Origin of the sequence: Thermodesulfovibrio sp. 3907-1M (genome assembly GCF_040450955.1) — a bacterium.
GTDB classification, from domain to species: Bacteria; Nitrospirota; Thermodesulfovibrionia; order Thermodesulfovibrionales; family Thermodesulfovibrionaceae; genus Thermodesulfovibrio; species Thermodesulfovibrio autotrophicus.
On the sequence record NZ_CP144373.1, the window covers coordinates 758,185 to 776,844 of the forward strand.

General features: G+C 35.9%; 19 protein-coding genes and 1 tRNA gene. 3 read left to right on the plus strand and 17 right to left on the minus strand.

Annotated features, from left to right (window positions below):
* Position 1: 1 nt before the first annotated feature.
* From thiL to V4D30_RS03975, 6 genes are all read right to left on the minus strand, one after another.
* Positions 2 to 979, minus strand: coding sequence for a thiamine-phosphate kinase (gene thiL / locus V4D30_RS03950; protein WP_353684949.1), 978 nt, complete (start codon positions 977 to 979; stop codon positions 2 to 4).
* The gene (gene lon / locus V4D30_RS03955) at positions 976 to 3,396 is read right to left on the minus strand and encodes an endopeptidase La (RefSeq protein WP_353684950.1); all 2,421 of its coding nucleotides are present in this window, start codon (positions 3,394 to 3,396) and stop codon (positions 976 to 978) included. The genes thiL and lon overlap by 4 nt, the downstream gene beginning before the upstream one ends.
* Positions 3,397 to 3,493: 97 nt before the next feature.
* Positions 3,494 to 4,354, minus strand: coding sequence for a UTP--glucose-1-phosphate uridylyltransferase GalU (galU, locus tag V4D30_RS03960; protein ID WP_353684951.1), 861 nt, complete (start codon positions 4,352 to 4,354; stop codon positions 3,494 to 3,496).
* 23 nt (positions 4,355 to 4,377) lie between these two features.
* A tRNA-Leu gene (locus V4D30_RS03965) sits at positions 4,378 to 4,463 on the minus strand.
* A 42-nt stretch (positions 4,464 to 4,505) separates the two neighbouring features.
* Positions 4,506 to 6,158 carry a dihydroxy-acid dehydratase gene (ilvD, locus tag V4D30_RS03970; protein WP_353684952.1) on the minus strand — a complete coding sequence of 551 codons (1,653 nt, stop codon included), beginning with the start codon at positions 6,156 to 6,158 and terminating at the stop codon, positions 4,506 to 4,508.
* On the minus strand, positions 6,155 to 6,394 hold the full coding sequence (locus V4D30_RS03975; protein ID WP_353684953.1) for a DUF465 domain-containing protein: 240 nt from the start codon (positions 6,392 to 6,394) through the stop codon (positions 6,155 to 6,157). Before V4D30_RS03975 ends, ilvD begins: the two co-directional genes overlap by 4 nt.
* A 95-nt stretch (positions 6,395 to 6,489) precedes the next feature.
* On the opposite strand from V4D30_RS03975, the gene V4D30_RS03980 reads away from it, so the two are divergent.
* Entirely contained in the window at positions 6,490 to 7,878 is a 1,389-nt protein-coding gene (locus tag V4D30_RS03980) for an alginate export family protein (protein WP_353684954.1), read from the plus strand.
* 18 nt (positions 7,879 to 7,896) lie between these two features.
* Entirely contained in the window at positions 7,897 to 8,679 is a 783-nt protein-coding gene (locus tag V4D30_RS03985) for a S1/P1 nuclease (RefSeq protein ID WP_353684955.1), read from the plus strand.
* Here V4D30_RS03985 and V4D30_RS03990 read toward each other — a convergent pair.
* Positions 8,663 to 9,436: a TIGR02757 family protein gene (locus tag V4D30_RS03990; RefSeq protein WP_353684956.1), complete on the minus strand. Its 774-nt coding sequence runs from the start codon at positions 9,434 to 9,436 to the stop codon at positions 8,663 to 8,665. The genes V4D30_RS03985 and V4D30_RS03990 overlap by 17 nt on opposite strands.
* A gap of 77 nt (positions 9,437 to 9,513) precedes the next feature.
* Here V4D30_RS03990 and leuC point away from each other — a divergent pair, with 77 nt between their 5' ends.
* Positions 9,514 to 10,779 (plus strand): 3-isopropylmalate dehydratase large subunit, encoded by a 1,266-nt coding sequence (leuC, locus tag V4D30_RS03995; RefSeq protein WP_353684957.1) that lies wholly within the window; start codon positions 9,514 to 9,516, stop codon positions 10,777 to 10,779.
* On the opposite strand, the gene ybeY is transcribed toward leuC, so the two are convergent.
* The 10 genes from ybeY to ruvA form a co-directional block, all read right to left on the minus strand.
* Complete coding sequence (gene ybeY, locus V4D30_RS04000) at positions 10,768 to 11,247, minus strand: rRNA maturation RNase YbeY (RefSeq protein ID WP_353684958.1); 480 nt, start codon at positions 11,245 to 11,247, stop codon at positions 10,768 to 10,770. The two genes, leuC and ybeY, sit on opposite strands and share 12 nt — an antisense overlap.
* A complete protein-coding gene (locus V4D30_RS04005; RefSeq protein ID WP_353684959.1) occupies positions 11,244 to 12,752 on the minus strand; it encodes an HDIG domain-containing metalloprotein in 1,509 nt (502 codons plus the stop codon). Before V4D30_RS04005 ends, ybeY begins: the two co-directional genes overlap by 4 nt.
* Positions 12,721 to 13,593, minus strand: a complete 873-nt coding sequence (locus V4D30_RS04010) for a PhoH family protein (protein ID WP_353684960.1) — start codon at positions 13,591 to 13,593, stop codon at positions 12,721 to 12,723. Before V4D30_RS04010 ends, V4D30_RS04005 begins: the two co-directional genes overlap by 32 nt.
* Positions 13,594 to 13,679: 86 nt before the next feature.
* A complete protein-coding gene (locus V4D30_RS04015; protein ID WP_353684961.1) occupies positions 13,680 to 14,357 on the minus strand; it encodes an SPOR domain-containing protein in 678 nt (225 codons plus the stop codon).
* Positions 14,354 to 15,388 carry a tRNA preQ1(34) S-adenosylmethionine ribosyltransferase-isomerase QueA gene (gene queA / locus V4D30_RS04020; protein ID WP_353684962.1) on the minus strand — a complete coding sequence of 345 codons (1,035 nt, stop codon included), beginning with the start codon at positions 15,386 to 15,388 and terminating at the stop codon, positions 14,354 to 14,356. Before queA ends, V4D30_RS04015 begins: the two co-directional genes overlap by 4 nt.
* On the minus strand, positions 15,375 to 16,364 hold the full coding sequence (locus V4D30_RS04025) for a SpoIID/LytB domain-containing protein (protein ID WP_353684963.1): 990 nt from the start codon (positions 16,362 to 16,364) through the stop codon (positions 15,375 to 15,377). The genes queA and V4D30_RS04025 overlap by 14 nt, the downstream gene beginning before the upstream one ends.
* 2 nt (positions 16,365 to 16,366) lie before the next feature.
* The gene (locus V4D30_RS04030) at positions 16,367 to 16,582 is read right to left on the minus strand and encodes a DUF2905 domain-containing protein (RefSeq protein ID WP_353684964.1); all 216 of its coding nucleotides are present in this window, start codon (positions 16,580 to 16,582) and stop codon (positions 16,367 to 16,369) included.
* Complete coding sequence (locus tag V4D30_RS04035) at positions 16,575 to 17,120, minus strand: epoxyqueuosine reductase QueH (RefSeq protein ID WP_353684965.1); 546 nt, start codon at positions 17,118 to 17,120, stop codon at positions 16,575 to 16,577. Before V4D30_RS04035 ends, V4D30_RS04030 begins: the two co-directional genes overlap by 8 nt.
* Positions 17,120 to 18,097, minus strand: a complete 978-nt coding sequence (gene ruvB / locus V4D30_RS04040; protein WP_353684966.1) for a Holliday junction branch migration DNA helicase RuvB — start codon at positions 18,095 to 18,097, stop codon at positions 17,120 to 17,122. The genes V4D30_RS04035 and ruvB overlap by 1 nt, the downstream gene beginning before the upstream one ends.
* A complete protein-coding gene (gene ruvA, locus V4D30_RS04045; RefSeq protein WP_353684967.1) occupies positions 18,087 to 18,659 on the minus strand; it encodes a Holliday junction branch migration protein RuvA in 573 nt (190 codons plus the stop codon). The genes ruvB and ruvA overlap by 11 nt, the downstream gene beginning before the upstream one ends.
* Position 18,660: the final 1 nt, after the last annotated feature.

The following is an 18,660-nucleotide window of genomic DNA, read 5'->3' on the forward strand; positions in this document are numbered from 1 at the left end:
TTCAGAAATGCTGCCAGCCTTCTGGTTTTACGGGGATTTTACCTTTATCAGGGTGTACGAGATAAATGCCTTTTTCTTCAACTATTCTTCCTACTGCAGTTAAACCAAACTCCTGAGCATTTCTCTCAGAGATAACCAAAAGTTCATAGTCCTCACCACCAGATAAAATGAACTTCATTGCATCTATATTTAAATACTCTGCAACCTCTATTACAGCTGGATGCTTTGGAATGTCTTCAAGATATATCTCAGCTCCTACATTGTTTTCTTCGCAGAGTCTGTGTAAGTCAATGAGCAAGCCATCACTTATGTCCATCATTGCCTTTGCAATATGTTTGAATCTTTCAGGATTTCTTGCAACAGGCATTAAATGTCTCTGTAAAAGCTCATTTATGCCATCAATTTCAATAATGGGAGGATATTTTTTGAAGTCTTTAATTGATTTTATAACTTTCCTTTTATCATCAGGAAGGCTTTTTAAAAGATTTAAACCTGCCGATGAAAGCCCAAGAAAGGATGTGATTAAAATCAGATCCCCTGGCTCAGCACCTTTTCTTAAGACAGGCTCTGAAGCCTCTCCCACTGCAAAGCCTGAAAGAACAACCTTTTCACTCTTTGAGAGATCACCACCGATTAAAAAACCCCTGTAATGCTTTAATGCATTCTCTATTCCATCAAATAGCTCTTTAAAATCCTCTTCAGATACAGTTTCTGGAATTCCTGCAGAAAATAAAAAAGCCTTAAAATCTCCACCCATCGCATAAATGTCACTCACATTAACAGAGACTATTTTAAATCCAAGATGATAAAAGGAAGTATAACTCAGGTCAAAATGAACATCCTCAATCATTAAATCCGTTGTAAGCAATACAGGCTGTTTAAAATTCAAAACCGCAGCATCATCACCAATTCCAACTCCTTCAGAAAATGAAAACCTATCCCTTATCTGTCTTACGAGTGTAAGTTCATCTTTTTTCATTTAGCTTTAGCTGCTAATTTCTGAGTTTTAGCCTTTGGTCTAACCTTTGAAAAAACATGTTTTAAAACTTCATCCATTGATTCAGCAAGAATGAACTTCATGCCTTCTTTCACATATTTTGGCAGTTCTTCAAGGTCTTTTTTGTTTCTCTTTGGTATGATAACTGTTTTTATACCCATTCTCTTTGCTGCAAGCACCTTTTCCTTAAGTCCACCAATTGGAAGAACCCTACCCCTTAAGGTAATTTCACCTGTCATTGCAACATCCTTCCTTAAAGGTTTTCCGGTAAAAACTGAGGCAATTGCTGAAGCCATTGTAATTCCTGCTGAAGGACCATCCTTTGGGATAGCACCTGCTGGAACATGTATATGTAAATCCATTGTGCTGAAAAGCTTTTCATCTATATTTAATTCCTTTGCCTTTGATTTAACATAGCTCAATGCAGCCTGTGCAGACTCTTTCATCACATCTCCAAGCTGTCCTGTAAGAATAAGATTACCCTTTCCTTTCATAATTGTTGCCTCAACATAAATGACATCTCCACCTGCTTCTGTCCATGCAAGACCTGTTGCAACTCCAACTTCTTCTTTTTTGAGTTCCTCCTCAGGAAGATACTTGGGTGCACCAAGAAACTTTGATACCTTCTGAGGTGTTATGTAAAACTTCTTCTTTTTACCTTCTGCAATAAATTTAGCCACTTTTCTACAAAGATTTGCTATTTCTCTTTCAAGATTTCTTACTCCGGCTTCTCTTGTATAGTGAGTAATAATGTATCTTACAGCTTTATCGCTGATTTTAAAAATTGAAGAGTTAAGTCCATGTTCTTCAAGCTGTTTTGGAATGAGATATTTTTTAGCAATCTGAAGTTTTTCTTCCTCAGTGTATCCTGAAAGATATATTATCTCCATTCTGTCTCTTAATGCAGAGGGAATAGTATCAGCTATATTGCCTGTGCAGATAAACATAACATTGCTTAAATCAAAGGGAACAGCAAGATAGTGGTCAACAAAGCTGTTATTTTGTTCAGGATCAAGGACTTCCAGAAGTGCTGAGGAAGGATCTCCTCTGAAGTCCATTCCCAGTTTGTCTATCTCATCAAGCATAAAAACAGGATTATTTGTTCCTGCCTGCCTTATACCCTGGATTATTCTACCAGGAAGTGCACCTACATAGGTTCTTCTATGTCCTCTTATTTCCGCCTCATCTCTTACTCCACCAAGAGAAATTCTTACAAACTCTCTGCCAAGAGCTCTTGCAATGGAACGGCCTAAAGAAGTTTTGCCAACTCCAGGAGGACCAATGAAGCAGAGGATTGGTCCCTTCATTTTTTCTTTTAGTTTTCTTACGCTTAAATATTCAAGAATTCTTTCTTTGACCTTTTCAAGATCATAGTGGTCTTTATCAAGAACTTCCTTTGCAGCTTTTATATCAAGCCTGTCTTCTGTTGAACGAGACCATGGCAATTCTGTAAGCCATTCAAGATATGTGCGCACCACTGCTGATTCAGCAGCTTCAGGATGCATTCTTTCAAGTCTTTTAAGCTGTTTTTCAGCCTCTTCTTTAACTTTTTCAGGCATTTTTGCTTCTTCAATCTTTTTTCTAAATTCATTTATCTCCTCTGCCTTGTCATCAATATCTCCAAGCTCTTTCTGAATTGCCTTTAGTTGTTCTCTTAAAAAATACTCTCTCTGAGTTTTGTCTATTTCATCCCTTGCTTCTTTTTTGATTTTTTGCTGAATTGTAAGCAACTGAATCTCTCTGTTAAGGATTTCTCTTATCTTATTCAATCTTTCAAAAGGATCGGTAATTTCAAGTATTTGCTGCGCTTCAGAGCTTTTTAATCCTAAATTTGAAGCAATAAGGTCAGCAAGCCTTCCGGGTTCATCAATGTTTTCAATTATTACCATTGCATCAGGTGGTATGTTTTTACCAAGTGAGATAGCTTTTTCAAGCTGTTCTTTTACTGTTCTTACCAGTGCTTCATGTTCCAGTGTAAACTCTCTTAGCTGGATATCCTCAATCTTTTCTATTTTTGCAAGATAAAAACCTTCAAACTGTGAAAACTCTATTGCCTTTGCCTTTGAAAGTCCCTGAACAAGAATCTTAAGTCTTCCATCTGGCAATCTCAGCATTCTCATAATCATGCACACTGTTCCAATATCATAAAGGTCTGAAGGTTCCGGGATTTCAACATTGAAGTCTTTCTGAGTGAGTAAAAGAATAAGTCTGTTGGTATTCAACGCATGCTCTACAGCTTTTACAGAAATATCTCTTCCAACAAAAAGGGGAATTATCATATATGGGAAAATTACTATATCTCTTACAGCCAGAATCGGAAGTTGTTCAGGAATTTCTATCTCTTTATTTTCCTGCTTTTCACTGTTTTGCTCTTTGTTTTCTTTCTTTATTTCATCCATTTTTTGCCTCCTGAGAAAAAAATTTTAAAGTCTTTATTTTAATTTTAACAGTTTTTGAGAGATTTTTGATATTTTTTAAAAAAATTTTTTCAATAACCTAAAAAGTTGAAAGTTTTTCTTTTAGAAACGCTATAAATTGAGAAGAAATTTCAGGATCTTTTAAAGCAAACTCCACTATTGTTTTTAAATATCCAAGTTTTTCTCCTGCATCATATCTTTTGCCTTTAATTATAAAACCATATATTTCCGTTTCTTCTAAAAGTGTTTTTAAAGCATCAGTTAACTGGATTTCTCCGCTTTTACCGGGCTTTACACTCTCAAGATGTTTGAATATTTTAGGAGTAAGAATATATCTGCCAATTATTGCAAGATTGGAAGGAGCATCCTCTGGCTCAGGTTTTTCAACCAGATCATCAATAACATAAAATCCGTCAATTTCTTTACCTGAAACTATACCATATCTTGAAATCTCGCTCACAGGAACTTCTTCAAGAGCTATTACCGGAGCTTTTTTTTCTTCGTAAATCTGAAGCATTTCCTTTAAAACAGGATATTCAGGATCAATCAGATCATCGCTGAGAATTACAACAAATGGCTCATCTTTCACAAATGATTTGGCACACAAAATTGCATCTCCAAGACCCTTGGGTTCTTTCTGTCTTATAAAGACAAAATTATGATTTTCAAAACAGTTGATTTTTTCAAGAAGCTCATATTTACCTGCAGACTTAAGCCTTTCTTCTAACTCATAAGCTTTATCAAAGTGGTCTTCAATAGCTCTTTTGTGCTTCCCGGTGATGAATAAAAATTCTTCAATTCCTGCTTTTATTGCTTCTTCCACAGCATATTGAATAAGAGGTTTATCTATTATGGGGAGCATTTCTTTTGGTGAAGCCTTTGTCGCTGGAAGAAATCTCGTTCCCAGTCCTGCTACAGGAAGGACAGCTTTTTTAACCATTATGTCCTCCAAAATAAAAATAATGCCGGAGACGAGACTCGAACTCGTACGGAGGTCGCCCTCCGAGGGATTTTAAGTCCCTTGCGTCTACCAGTTCCGCCACTCCGGCTATATTTAAAATACAAAAAAATTTAAACTTTATTCAAGTGTCTTATCCCATTATGGCACCCTTATCAGCTGAACTTACCATACGGGCATATCTTGAAAGATATCCTTTTTGTATTTTTGGCTTCGGAGGCTTCCACTCTTTAAGCCTCTTTTTAAGTTCTCTTTCTGAAACCTTAACTTCAAGCTTTCTCTTCGGAATATCAATCAAAATTCTATCACCATCTCTAACTAAGGCAATGGGTCCTCCCTGAGCTGCTTCAGGAGATACATGTCCAATGCATGGTCCACGAGTGCCACCTGAGAATCTTCCATCGGTAATCAATGCAACAGACTCATTAAGCCCCATTCCAGTGATTGCACTTGTTGGAGAAAGCATCTCCCTCATTCCAGGACCACCAGATGGTCCTTCATATCTTATTACAATTACATCTCCTTCTTTGATTTTTCCATCAAGAATTGCTCTCATTGCCTCTTCTTCAGAATCAAAACAACGAGCAGTGCCTTCAAATTTAAGCATCTTTGGAGAAACAGCAGTTTGCTTAATCACCGCACCATCAGGTGCAAGATTTCCTTTAAGAATCGCAACTCCTCCTTCTTTATGATAGGCTTTTTTAATTGGACGAATTACTTCCTCATCATAAATCTGAGCTTTCTCTGCAATCTCTTTTATGTTAGAACCTGAAACCGTAGGATTTGGAAAGATTTTATCTTTAAGTCTCTGAAGAACAGCGGGAATCCCTCCAGCTCTGTAAAGGTCTTCCATGTAATGCTCCCCTGAAGGAATTATATTTACAATGTGTGGAGTTTTTCTACTTATCTCATCAAAGACTTCAAGAGGAAGTTCAACTCCTGCTTCATTAGCAATGGCTTTTATATGTAATACTGTATTTGTAGAACCTCCAAGTGCCATATCAACTGTGATGGCATTGTAAAATGCCTCTTTTGTGAGTATTTTTCTTGCGTTAACCTTCTTTCTAACAAGCTCTACAATTTTTACACCTGTTTCAAAGGCAAGTCTTCGCTTTTCAGACATGACAGCAGGAGTTGCTGCAACTCCCGGGAGACTCATTCCAAGTGCCTCTGTCACACAAGCCATAGTATTTGCTGTATACATTCCCTGACAGGAACCTGCAGTGGGACATGCACAGAGTTCTAAAGCTTGAAGGTCTTCCTCTGTTAAAATTCCTTTTTTAAACTTTCCAACAGCTTCAAAGGTATCAGAGGTAAGATTTCTCCTCTGACCTTTGTAATATCCTGCAAGCATTGGTCCTGCTGTAAGCAGTATTGCTGGAATATCAAGCCTTGCAGCTGCCATAAGCATTCCCGGTGTAATTTTATCACAGTTTGTAAGAAGCACTATTCCATCAAACTGATGCGCTTCAACTATGCATTCAATTATGTCTGCGATTAACTCTCTGGACGGTAAAGAATACTTCATTCCTTTATGTCCCATTGCTATTCCATCACATATACCAGGAATGCCAAAGAAAAATGGATAGCCCCCTGCAGTATGAATACCTTTTTCTATAAATCTTTCCAATTCATTCATTGATATATGTCCGGGTATTATGTCGGTAAAGCTTGTTGCAACGCCAATAAATGGTTTATTCATCTCAGACTTTGGAATCCCGGTTGCATAAAGAAGCGCTCTGTGAGGAGTTCTTTCAAGACCTTTTTTAATGCTGTCACTTCTCACTGAGTTGCCTCCTTTGCTACTCTGGCTTTGTATTGCCTTATCATCTCAGCCATTTTATCTTTCTTGTAAAGTTTTTCCTTCTGCATCCTTTTTTTCTCAACCTCTTCTTCAGGAGTTAAATAAGGTTTTTTGTTCATCTCATCAAGAATGCTATCAAGGTGTCTGTGTTCCTCATAGAGTTTGCGAAACTCTTCGTTTTCTCTTTTGAGAACTTCAATGATCTCTTCTTCTCTCATGGAACACCTCCTAAGGAATGTTTTTTTAAATTTTACAACAAATAATAAAAAATATGTTATAATTTTTTTCATTTTTTAAAATCTTGGAGGTGGATATGAAGCAGCTTTTGAGGTTTTTATTATGTTTTGCTTTTCTCCTTAATTTCTTTTCTCTGTCTTTTGCCATTGAAAATGAGCCTGGTGCATCTGTGAGATTAAGACAGGAAATCTGGGACAATGTTGTTGACCTTGGAACAACACCTGCAGCACAGCCTGATAGAAACTTTTTTAGGCTAAGAATTCAGCTCTGGGATAAGGTTAATTTTAATGAAAATCTGAGTGGATACATAAGAATTGCAACAGAGCCAAAATACTACTCAGGTCCTTACAGACTAACCCTTGACAATCAAACAAACAGAAAAAGATTTGATCAGGATGAGGTTGTAGTTGACAATCTCTACATTGACATTAAAAAACCCTTTGACTTACCTTTAAGCTTCCGCATAGGCAGACAGGATTTCTTAGGACCTGATATGTATGGAGAAGGATTTTTAATTCTTGACGGAACTCCAGGGGATGGTTCAAGAACATTTTACTTTAATGCAATCAAAGCAAAAATAGAAATTGACCAGGGACATTCAGTGGATTTAGTTTATGTATCAGACCCCAAAACAGATCAATATCTTCCGAGCCTGCATCCTGCTTACTATGACAGAGCTTCTGGTGGTGCATATATTGATCACAAAAAAAGACTTAATGGTTCAAATGAACAGGGATTCTGGATTTATGGTAGACACAAAATAGTTGATTGGCTAAATATAGAGCCATACTATGTTTACAAAAAAGAAGACTCCTATGATGTTATAAAAGAAAGTCATATCAATACCTTTGGAATGAGAGCAGTTTTTAAAATAAGTGATTTCTCATTAAGAGGTGAGCTTGCAAAGCAGTATGGAAAATATCAGGATGGAACAAAAAGAAGTGGTCTTGGTGGATATGCCTTTGCAGGATATGAGTTTAAAAACTGTCCAGTAAAACCATATTTAGAAGCTGGATATGTTTATCTGTCTGGAGACAAAAAAGATACTTCAAAAGATGAAGGCTTTGATCCTTTGTTTTCAAGAGCTCCCCAGTGGAATGAGCTTTTAATTTACACTTTAATCCCTGAAACAGCAACTAAAGGCGGACCAATTCCCGGTTACTGGACAAATATAAAAGCCCTGGTCACAAAACTTAAATTAAATCCCATAAAGGACCTTGCAATAACCCTTTCTTATCAACATTTCTGGGCAGATGAAAAAACAAATATAACCTCTGGCACTTACAAGAACATGTTTTCCAATGATGGTAAAAATAGAGGTGATCTCTGGGCGATTATTGGAAACTACAAATTTAACAAAAATCTTGATGGAATGCTTCAGATTGAGTATTTTGAGCCTGGAGACTTTTACAAAAATGCAAGAAATGCCACATTCATAAGGTGGCAACTTCAGTATAAACTATAGTTAGAAGGAGAAATGAGGATGAGAGTAATAAAATTCAAAATATTTTCAATGCTTCTCATCCTCATTTTCTTTTCACACTCCTATGCATGGGACTGCAAAACCCATGCATACATTGCTAAAAAAGCGGGGATAAAAATTCCAGAAGCTGCATGTATGCCTGATATAATCCGTGATGAAAACTATGAACTCCTTGCTCCTATGCATTATCATAACGCTGCTCCTGACACAGTGGTTACACCAGAATACATTGATAAATACTCTGTCAAAGAAGTGATAGTGAATGCCGATGGAAGAGCTGTTAAAATTTTACTACCCCATCAGTCAGGAGTGCTTTACTGGAAAATTGTGAATCTTTACGAAAAGATGAAATCTCTTGATAAAACCAAGCCTGACAATCTCCTTGCCTACGAATACTATCTTGTTACAACTGCCCATTACATAGGAGACCTCTCTCAACCTTTGCATAACTTTCCTTACGGAGAATCTGTTGCAAGCGATGGAAAAATATATATTGACGAAGGAAACTTTAACAGGGAATTTCACATAAAGTTTGACGAAGCCTTTGATTCATACATAGGAAAACCTGAAACAGAAGAAAAGATCAATAAGGCATTAAAGACAATAAATATCACAAATACTGAGGATTTAAAAAATGAAATCTCAAGAATTGCAAACTCGGCGATAAAAATTGCCAATCATTGTTATAAAGAAGACAAAAGAATGCCAAAAGAGGAAGAACTAATTGAGCAGATTTCGTGGTCAATCTCTCTTTTAAAGGCTTTAATTAAATCAACCTATTAATATCTCCATGGCAGAGGACAAAATCGTATTTCAACGGGTCTGATGGATTGATTTTTCTTAATTTTTCTGTAATTTCCAGAGCAGTTTTCATACTCTGAGAGCTTTTTTTAGTTAATCCTATTCTTTTTGAAACTCTCAATACATGAACATCAAGAGGAATAATTAGTTCTGAAGGTTTTATGGTTTTCCACAATCCAAAATCAATGTCATGGTTTCTAATCATCCATCGGAGAAAAAGATTGATTCTTTTACAGGGACTGCCTTTGAGAGGATCTGGTAAAAGATGAATTAAACCCTTAGTTTTAGTATTTTTTCCATAAACAGAAGTTAAATTAACTTTGAATGCCCATTGAACAAAATTTGAAATTTTTAGAATGGTGTTTTCTCCATGAAAATAGTATTCCAAAGAGTTTGACGGAGACTGCTGGATTAACTTTTGAATAATAAATAGATAAGCAACTATATCATCCACATTACTGAATCTATACTTAATTGACAGTTTTTTAAGGAGATAAGATGGTTTAAAATTAAGTATGAATTCTGAGGGATGTGATCCCATAATATTAAAGAGTCCTTCAAGAAAACTGCAAAAACATTTTATGCTTCCGTAGGCAAAGGAAGATGAAATAATCCCTGCTGTTTCTATGTCTAATGGTTCTCTGTATCTTTTTGGGAATCTTATAGGGTCTTTCTGTATAGCAGTTTCAAAATTAAAGGTGTGGTATAATCGTTCAAGAGTATCTCTTATTTTGTCCATTTCATATTTTTGATTATTTTGAAGCCTTTATGCAATAATAAATTTTAACTTAACCTTATTTGATAAGGAGGTTTTCCATGGGAATGACAATTTCAGAAAAAATTCTTGCTGAGCATGCAGGAAAAAAAGAGGTCTCTGCAGGTGAGATAATTAATGCAAAGGTTGACCTTGTCCTTGCCAATGATATCACAGCGCCAATTGCCATAAAAGAGTTTGAAAAACTTGGTGTAAAAGATGTATTTGATAGAGAAAAAATTGCTCTGGTGCCAGATCATTTTACTCCGCAGAAAGACATAAAGGCTGCAGAGCAGTGCAAAATGTTAAGAGATTTTGCATATAAATACAGAATAAAACATTACTTTGAAATTGGAAGAGTTGGAATTGAGCACGCCCTTTTACCTGAAGAAGGAATCGTGCTTCCTGGAGACCTTGTAATTGGAGCAGACAGCCACACCTGCACATATGGAGCTCTGGGTGCTTTTGCAACAGGTGTTGGCTCCACAGATGCAGCCATAGCTATGGCAACAGGTGAATGCTGGTTTAAAGTGCCAGAAACAATAAAATTCATATACTATGGAAATCTACAAAGATGGGTAGGTGGAAAAGATTTAATTCTTTATACAATTGGAGACATTGGAGTTGATGGAGCATCTTACATGGCAATGGAATTCACTGGAGAAGTAATTGATAGACTGCCAATGGCTGGAAGATTTACAATGTGCAATATGGCAATTGAAGCAGGTGCAAAGGCTGGAATTATCGTGCCTGATAGAATTACAGAAGAATATGTAAAAGAGAGAGCAAAAAGATCTTATAAATTTTACACTTCAGACCCAGATGCTATGTATGCAGACATAAAAGAGTATGATTGCTCAAAGATTCCACCAATGGTTGCCTGCCCTCATCTTCCATCAAATGTAAAACCAGCACAGGAACTAACCCACATAAAAATTGATCAGGTTGTAATTGGCTCCTGCACCAATGGACGGCTTGAAGACTTAAGGGAAGCTGCAACTGTACTCAGAGGAAGAAAACTGCATCCTGAAGTAAGAATGATAATAATACCAGCAACTCAAAGGATCTATATGGAAGCCCTGAAGGAGGGATTAATAGAAATATTCATAGAAGCTCAGGCTGTTGTTTCTCCTCCCACATGTGGACCCTGTCTTGGAGGGCACATGGGAATTCTTGCAAAGGGAGAAAGAGCAATAGCTACCACGAACAGAAACTTTGTGGGAAGAATGGGACATCCAGAAAGTGAGGTTTATTTAAGCTCTCCAGCAGTGGCTGCGGCAAGTGGTGTGCTTGGAAGAATTGGAACACCAGAAGAGTTAGGATTGTAGATATATTAAAATTTTTTCTTCAAGTTTACGCATTCTTCTTGCTTCATAGGCTGAGCGTTCATGGTCATAGCCTATGAGATGAAGGATGCCATGAACCAAAATTCTCTCAAGTTCCTGTGAAAATTTAACACTGTATTGTTTTGCCTGAGATGAAACTTTTTCAGGATCAACTATGATTTCTCCGAGGAATAGACTGTCTGAAGGCTCTTTGACTAAATAAGGGAAAGAAAGAACATCAGTGGTAGAATTTTTACCCCTGTATTTAAAATTAAGCTCCTTCATTTTTCTGTTTCCAACAACTACTATTGAAACTGTAAGAGAAGCTGAATTTTTTCCTACTATTTTTAGCAGGTTTTTATTTTTATTTTCATATAGAAATTTAAGAACTTTTTGAGTGCTCTGCTTCAGCTTTTTCGTTGAAACTCTAAATTTTCTTTGCCTGTTAATAACTTCAACAATAACTCTCATACATTCTTTGCTCTCAGAGGTTCTGGATAGGAAATTCTTCTGTGGAATATTCCTGTAAGGATGTATTCAAACTTCTTTTTTATCTCACTTAAGTCTTTTAAAGTGATTTCACATTCATCAAGCTGCCCATCAAGAAATATGTTTTTTATGATTTTATCTACAAGTCCTGAAATTCTCGCCGGAGTTGGATCATCAAGAGTTCTTGAAGCTGCCTCAACTGCATCTGCAAGCATTACTAAAGCTGCCAGTTTTGTTTGTGGTTTTGGTCCTGGATATCTATAATCCTGTTCTTGGGGAGGATTTTCCATCTCTTTTAAAGCTTTTTGATAAAAATAAGTAACAAGAGCAGTTCCATGATGTTGCTGGATTACATCTTTTATAATTTCAGGTAGATTATACTCTTCTGCAAGCTCAACTCCGTCCTTTACATGGGAAATTATGATCATGCTACTTAAATGAGGATTGAGTTTTTCATGTTTGCTTATACATCCTGTCTGATTCTCCACAAAATACTCTGGCATTCTTATTTTGCCTATATCATGGTAATAAGAAGCAACTTTTGCCAGCAGAGGATTAACTCCCACAACTTCACTTGCAGCCTCTGCAAGAGAACCAACTATCATACTGTGATGATAAGTTCCAGGTGCTTCAACTGAAAGTTGTTTCATCAATGGATGGTCAATATCAAGCAACTCAATAAGACTTAAAGGAGTGGTTACATTAAAAAATCTTTCTATAACAGGCAGGCAGAGAAAACACAGCGCTGATACAGTTAATCCATTAATAACTGAAAAAACTGAGGAAAAATAAACTGAAGGAAAACTAAAATCTCCCATTATAAGAAGAACAGCAATTGAACTAACTATATTAGCCATTGCTATGTATATTCCTGCATTTATTATGTCAGTTCTTTTTTTACATCTAAGAAGGCTGAATGCTCCAATAAGACAACCAATAAAAACATAAAGAGGTATTAAAGAAGTTTTCAACCATATTCCAGACATAAGGCTAAGAATCAAAGAAAAAGTTATAGCAGTATGAAAGTCAAATATTAAAACTACCAGTGCAGGTCCTATTGCAAAGGGTATCCCGAAGGTGTGAATAACCATACCATCAACTCCCAGCCCTCTGGAAAATACTGAAAATATATGGTCAAATATTCTTGCAGAAATTAATGTAAAAATCATAAGACTTACAAGCAAAGCTTTCATCTTCTTTTTCTTAAGATAAGCAGGTTTGTACCTGAGAAGGTCTCTATAGAAAAAAACAATGAGAAGGAAAATAACAATAAAACTTCCAAAAAGAGTAGTTCCTGATTGAAAATCATGAAGTAAAAAGGCATTTAAAGCTGACAGAACAATAAGGAAAGGCAATAAATCTTTTTCAATAAATTTTTTTCTCTCTTTCCCATTCTGGGAAGTTTTAAATTTTTCAATAAATTTTCTCAAGTAAGACCTATCTGGAGTAACAGGCTTAAGCTGAGGAGTGTCTTTCATGTTTTTCATAGGCTTTTATGATTTCCTGAACAAGTTTATGTCTTACCACATCTTTTTCAGTGAAATATATAATCTTAATTCCTTCTATGTCTTTCAGAATCTTTAATGCTTCTACCAATCCTGATACTTTCTGAGGTGGAAGGTCTATCTGGGTAATATCTCCTGTTATCACGGTTTTTGAACCAAAGCCAAGTCTTGTAAGATACATCTTCATCTGCTCTGTTGTTGTATTCTGAGCTTCGTCAAGAATAATAAAAGAATCATTAAGAGTTCTTCCTCTCATAAAAGCAAGAGGTGCTATTTCAATAGCACCTTTTTCAATGAGTTTTGATGCTCTGTCAAGATCAAGCATGTCATAAAGAGCATCATACAAGGGTCTTAGATAAGGGCTTACCTTTTCCTCAATTGCTCCTGGTAGAAATCCCAGTTTTTCTCCTGCTTCAACAGCTGGTCTTACAAGCACTATTCTTGATACTTGCCTTGTAAGCAAAAAATGAATTGCCATTGCCATGGCAAGATAGGTTTTTCCTGTTCCAGCAGGTCCTATTCCAAAGACAATATCATACTTTAGCATTGCTTCCATATATTCTTTTTGAGTTGGTGTTTTTGGAATAATAACTCTTTTTTTGGAGGGAACAGGAATTCCGCCTTTGAAAAGACTTACTATAGAGACAGGCTTACCTTCTTTAAGCCCCTGAAGAGAATGCATGATGTCTTCTGGTTTAATTATATAACCTTCTCTATTAACAGCTCTTATATCGTCTATTATTTTTTCAGCTCTTTCAATATCCCCTTCATTCTCACCCTGAATAATAAGTTTATTTCCTCTGATGCTTAAAGTAACGTTCAATGCCTCTTCTATAAGTGTGAATATTTTATCCAGACCTCCATGAATGAAGGGATATTCTCTTTCTTCATCAAGCTCTAATATGCGTGCTATGGTTTGCCTCCTTTATAACCTATTTTAAGTATAAAATTTTCAAATCCTTTGGAATGCAATTCCTGTGAAACCTTTTTAGCCTGAGAAAATTTTTTGTATTTACCTATTCTCAATTTATACAAATCCTCTTTTACAAGAAAGCTATCATAACCTGCTTCTTTAAGTCTTTTCTGTAAAGTTTGAACATTTACCATATCTGAGAAAGCGCCAAGCTGAATTGTATAAAAAATCTGTTTATGAGTTTTATATTTAATTGGCTTTACAGGTTTTTCAAAATCCTGCTTTTTAAGCTTTTGTTCTGAAGCTTGCGTTTGAGTCTTTGTCTCAGCCTGTTTAGTCTGCACTGTATTTTGCACTTTATTCTTCACTGTATTTTGTGCTATTTCAATCTCTGGTTCAACTTTATTTTTTTCATCACTTTGCTGAGCTTGTTCTTGCTTAATTTCAGGTTTTGGGGTAGAAGATTCTTGTTTTTTTGCAAAAGCTGTTCCTACAGTTGTTGATAACACAGTTTTTTCAGAATCTTCAGTTCTGCTAACATATACCTCCTTTACAGGAGTTGTAATATATCCAATGGTATAACCCACTGCAATTCCTGCCAGAGCAATTCCGAATAATATCAAGAAAAAGATTTTTTTGTTTATCACTAAAAGCTCCTCACCTTTTTGTTTCATATGATTAACATAGCATCACCATATGAAAAAAATCTATACCCTTTTTCTATGGCTTCCATGTATGCTTTTTTAACCATCTCAAGACCGCAAAAAGCACAAACCAATGCAAGAGGAGTTGACTTTGGTAAATGAAAGTTTGTAATTAGTGCATCCACAATCTTAAAACTATATCCCGGATAAATAAAAATATCAGTCCTGCCTCTTACTTTTTGCTCATCAGAACCCATATCTTCATACCTCTCTGAAGCATAACCTTCCAGTGCTCTCGTTGTTGTGGTGCCAACGGAAAAGATTTTTTTCCCTTTTTTTTTAACTTCATATATTTCTTCTAATAAAGCTCTTTCTATTTCAAAATATTCAGACTCCATCGTATGTTCCTTTAAATTTTCCACTTTAATCGGTTTAAAAGTTCCCACACCCACATGAAGAGTTATCTCCCTTAATTTAACTCCTTTTTTTGCTATATTTTCAAGAAGTTCCTCTGTAAAGTGAAGCCCTGCAGTAGGTGCAGCTATAGAACCATTCGCCTTTGCATAGACTGTTTGATAATGTTTTCTGTCAGACTCCTCAGGTTTTCTTTTAATGTATGGTGGTAAAGGCATAAAACCTTTTTCATCTATAAGTTTTTTTACCTCCTGAGGAGTCATCCTGAAAATAATCTGTTTTCCATCACAATTAGTTCTGATTTCGGCTTTAATTTCATCAATGAAAACTTCTCCTTCATATCTTCCCTTTGTCATTACTTCCCATACAACATTCTTAGATGAGGCTTCCTTTTGTCTGATGAGAAGGATTTCAATCTTTCCTCCTGTTGTTTTTTTACCGATAAGTCTTGCTGGAATAACCTTTGTATTGTTAACAATCAGCATATCACCTTCATAAAAATAATCTACGATTTCAGAAAAAATTTTATGCTCTATCTGTCCTGTTTGTTTATTGAGGACAAGCATGCGAGCTCTGTCTCTTTCTGATAGAGGTTTCTGAGCAATTAAATCTTGGGGCAATGGATAGTCAAGCTCAGTTATTTTCATTAATTTTGGTTATCTCTGTTCCAGGATAGAAATACTGAAGTATTTCTTTATAATTTTTTCCTTCCTGTGCCATCTGAAAAGCACACCACTGACACATCCCAACTCCATGACCGTATCCGCTTCCTTCAAAAATCACCCCGTCCTCCTGAACTCTTATAGATTTAATCATTGTGCTCGGAAGTGCTGTCCAGTGAAGAAGTCGTCTTAACTCAGTTGCTTTTATTGTTTTTTTATTTTTTCCATCACTGAACTCAAGTTCCTTTACCCTTCCAGTAATAGTGTAACTCAATATTTTAACGTCTGATATTTTCTCCATTGATAAGGCTTTTTTTAGAACATCAAAAGAAATCTCTTTTTCCCATATAGTATAGGGTGATGGTGTTGATGGAACTTCTACAGAGGCTAAATATGGATATTTTTTCCCAAAAACTTCTTCTGGCTCTTCAGTGCGTCCTACACTACAGGCATGATAAAATGCCATTATAGGTTCGCCCTGATAGGTAAGTATCTGTCCCCTTGTCTCATTAACAGCTTTTTCCACTTTTTCTTTTCTTTCATCTTCTCTGTAAACCTGATGAAACACTGAAGATGTAACATCGTAAAAATTTCTCGTTCTGTTTCTAATAATGTGTGCCACAGCATAGGTTCTTGCCAGAACAGCCTGAGCTTTAAGAGCCTCCTCTGGCCAGTCAATCCCCACTTCTGATGAAACAACTCCCTTTACATAATCTTCAAGCTGAACAACATTTATCAGAAAATATCCTTCCGAGCCCTTCCATATCTCAATTTCTCCAGAATAAGTTGAACCATCTATAATTGTTTTTGCGGCAACCTTTTTTATTTTTTTTAAATCATTCGAAGTAGGTCTTCTATCTCCTATAAGCACTCTTATAAAGGAATTGTCATTTTTGTCCATTCCATAGACCTGCACACTAATAAGCAAAGTAATCAGAATTGATAAAATTACTCTCCTCATGCTCATCTTTTACTTAAAAGGTAAAATATCAGACTTAGGATGATGCTTAAAAGTATTGATGTACCTAAAGGAAAATAAAATACAAAGTTTCTTTTCTCAATTACAATATCACCAGGAAGTCTACCAATAAAAGGAATTTTCCCAGCCAGCATCAGAATTAAACCTATTACAGCTGTTATTATTCCAACAAGAATTAAAAACTTTCCAATTTCATTCATAATCTATCCTTTTTAAATATCTTTCAGCCTCGGAATATATGCATCCACAATATTTTTGCCTGTAAAGTTCAAGAGCTACTGCAGTTTTCATTGCCTTTTTAAATCCTTCTCTAAAGTCCTCAGAAATAAAATTAACGCCGAGTTTCTTACCTATTTCATCTCCAACTTTTATTATTTTATCAAATTTTTGATAAGGACTTACCAGCAAAGTGGTTGTAAATTTATCAATTCCTGTCTCCCTGGCTTTTTGAGCAGCTCTTTCAAGCCTCATTCTGTAACATATTTCGCATCTTTCTTTTTCTTTTCCTACCACAGCCCTTAAGAACTTGTAAAATTCTTTGTAACTGTCATCATAAATTACTTTAAGATTCCAGAGTTGTTCAAGTTTTTTTAAAGAATCCATTCTTGCTCTGTATTCAGTGTATGGATGAATATTGGGATTATACCAGAATAGAGTTATATCAAATCCCTTGTTTGTAAGAACTTCTACTGGATAAATAGCACAATTGCTACAGCATGTATGAAGTAATATTTTCATTAAAACAACCTCTCAGGAGGGTTTTTTTGCAAAACCTCATAGGCAAGGCGAGTAGCCACTCTACCTCTTGCTGTTCTCTCAATAAAGCCTTCCTGCATTAAATAGGGCTCATAAACATCTTCAATTGTATCCTTGTCTTCTCTGAGGGAAGCTGCGATTGATTCAATACCAGCAGGACCACCATTGAATTTTTCAATTATTGTTAACAGAATCTTTCTATCCATCTCGTCAAGTCCGTAATTATCAACATCCATTGCCGTAAGAGCCTCTTTTGCTATATTTAAATCTATTATTTCTTTATCCTGAACCTGTGCAAAATCTCTTATTCTTTTAAGTAGTCTGTTCGCCACTCTCGGAGTTCCACGAGACCTTCTTGCAATCTCCATTGCAGCATCTTCATTTATGGAAATTCCCAGAATTCTTGCTGATCTTTTTACAATCTCTTTAAGCTCCTCAGGAGTATAAAACTCAAGTCTGAATACAACACCAAATCTGTCTCTCAAAGGAGATGTAATCAAGCCTGTCCTTGTCGTAGCTCCAATAAGTGTGAATCTTGGAAGATTTATCTTTATTGAACGAGCAGAAGGCCCCTGACCAACAATTATATCAAGGGTGAAGTCTTCCATTGCAGGATACAGTATTTCCTCAACAACTCTTGGAAGTCTGTGAATCTCGTCAATAAATAAAATGTCTCTGTCAGAGAGATTTGTAAGAATTGCCGCAACATCCCCTGCTCTTTCAAGAACAGGACCGGATGTGCTTTTAATGTTAACACCCAGTTCATTTGCTATCACTGTTGCAAGAGTTGTTTTTCCAAGTCCTGGAGGACCGCAGAAAAGAACATGATCAAGAGGTTCCTGCCTTATAAGAGCTGCTTTAATAAAAACTTCAATATTGTCTTTGATTTTTTTCTGACCTATGAATTCTTTTAATGTTCTTGGTCTGAGTGTTATATCTAAAATTTCATTATTTTCCATCTTTTCCTGCTAAGATGCTCAAGGACTCTCTGATTATTGTTGCTTCGTCTTTTTCACTATCATAAATTTTATCAAGAACTTCCTTTGCCTGTAGCCTCCTGTATCCAAGATTTACCAGAGCTGATAAAACATCTTCATATTTCTGATCTTTTTCATATTTTAAAGAAGGCAAGACTCCTTTCAATTCAAGAAAAATTCGCTGAGCGGTTTTTTTACCAACTCCTGGAATCTTGCTCAGTGATTTTATGTCTTCCTGCTCAATGGTTTTATAGAGAGTTTCTTTATCATAAGTTGAAAGAATGTTTATTGCCATTTTTGGACCAATACCAGAAATTTTTATCAATTCTTCAAAGAGATCCCTTTCAGAGCTATCTAAAAATCCGTAAACCTCTATAAGCTCTTCCTTTAAAATCAAAGAAGTGTAAATCTGAATTTCCTCGCCTGTGTTGATGTATCTGGCAATTCTAACCGGTATTTTTACTGAATAACCAAGACCGCCTGTTTGAATAACAACTCTGTCAGGTTTAACAGTAACGGCTTTACCTTTTATAAAGTCAAGCATT

What these genes read in the sequence shown, in the direction of transcription:
- V4D30_RS03980 (WP_353684954.1), top strand. Translation starts at nt 6,490, where the DNA reads ATGAAGCAGCTTTTGAGGTTTTTATTATGTTTTGCTTTTCTCCTTAAT.
- V4D30_RS04035 (WP_353684965.1), bottom strand. Translation starts at nt 17,120, where the DNA reads ATGAAAATATTACTTCATACATGCTGTAGCAATTGTGCTATTTATCCA.
- V4D30_RS04015 (WP_353684961.1), bottom strand. Translation starts at nt 14,357, where the DNA reads ATGAAACAAAAAGGTGAGGAGCTTTTAGTGATAAACAAAAAAATCTTT.
- galU (WP_353684951.1), bottom strand. Translation starts at nt 4,354, where the DNA reads ATGGTTAAAAAAGCTGTCCTTCCTGTAGCAGGACTGGGAACGAGATTT.
- thiL (WP_353684949.1), bottom strand. Translation starts at nt 979, where the DNA reads ATGAAAAAAGATGAACTTACACTCGTAAGACAGATAAGGGATAGGTTT.
- lon (WP_353684950.1), bottom strand. Translation starts at nt 3,396, where the DNA reads ATGGATGAAATAAAGAAAGAAAACAAAGAGCAAAACAGTGAAAAGCAG.
- ruvB (WP_353684966.1), bottom strand. Translation starts at nt 18,097, where the DNA reads ATGGAAAATAATGAAATTTTAGATATAACACTCAGACCAAGAACATTA.
- queA (WP_353684962.1), bottom strand. Translation starts at nt 15,388, where the DNA reads ATGAAAATAACTGAGCTTGACTATCCATTGCCCCAAGATTTAATTGCT.
- V4D30_RS04030 (WP_353684964.1), bottom strand. Translation starts at nt 16,582, where the DNA reads ATGAATGAAATTGGAAAGTTTTTAATTCTTGTTGGAATAATAACAGCT.
- V4D30_RS04025 (WP_353684963.1), bottom strand. Translation starts at nt 16,364, where the DNA reads ATGAGGAGAGTAATTTTATCAATTCTGATTACTTTGCTTATTAGTGTG.
- ruvA (WP_353684967.1), bottom strand. Translation starts at nt 18,659, where the DNA reads ATGCTTGACTTTATAAAAGGTAAAGCCGTTACTGTTAAACCTGACAGA.
- V4D30_RS03990 (WP_353684956.1), bottom strand. Translation starts at nt 9,436, where the DNA reads ATGGACAAAATAAGAGATACTCTTGAACGATTATACCACACCTTTAAT.
- V4D30_RS03975 (WP_353684953.1), bottom strand. Translation starts at nt 6,394, where the DNA reads ATGAGAGAAGAAGAGATCATTGAAGTTCTCAAAAGAGAAAACGAAGAG.
- V4D30_RS04005 (WP_353684959.1), bottom strand. Translation starts at nt 12,752, where the DNA reads ATGAAAAACATGAAAGACACTCCTCAGCTTAAGCCTGTTACTCCAGAT.
- ybeY (WP_353684958.1), bottom strand. Translation starts at nt 11,247, where the DNA reads ATGAGAGTTATTGTTGAAGTTATTAACAGGCAAAGAAAATTTAGAGTT.
- leuC (WP_353684957.1), top strand. Translation starts at nt 9,514, where the DNA reads ATGGGAATGACAATTTCAGAAAAAATTCTTGCTGAGCATGCAGGAAAA.
- V4D30_RS03985 (WP_353684955.1), top strand. Translation starts at nt 7,897, where the DNA reads ATGAGAGTAATAAAATTCAAAATATTTTCAATGCTTCTCATCCTCATT.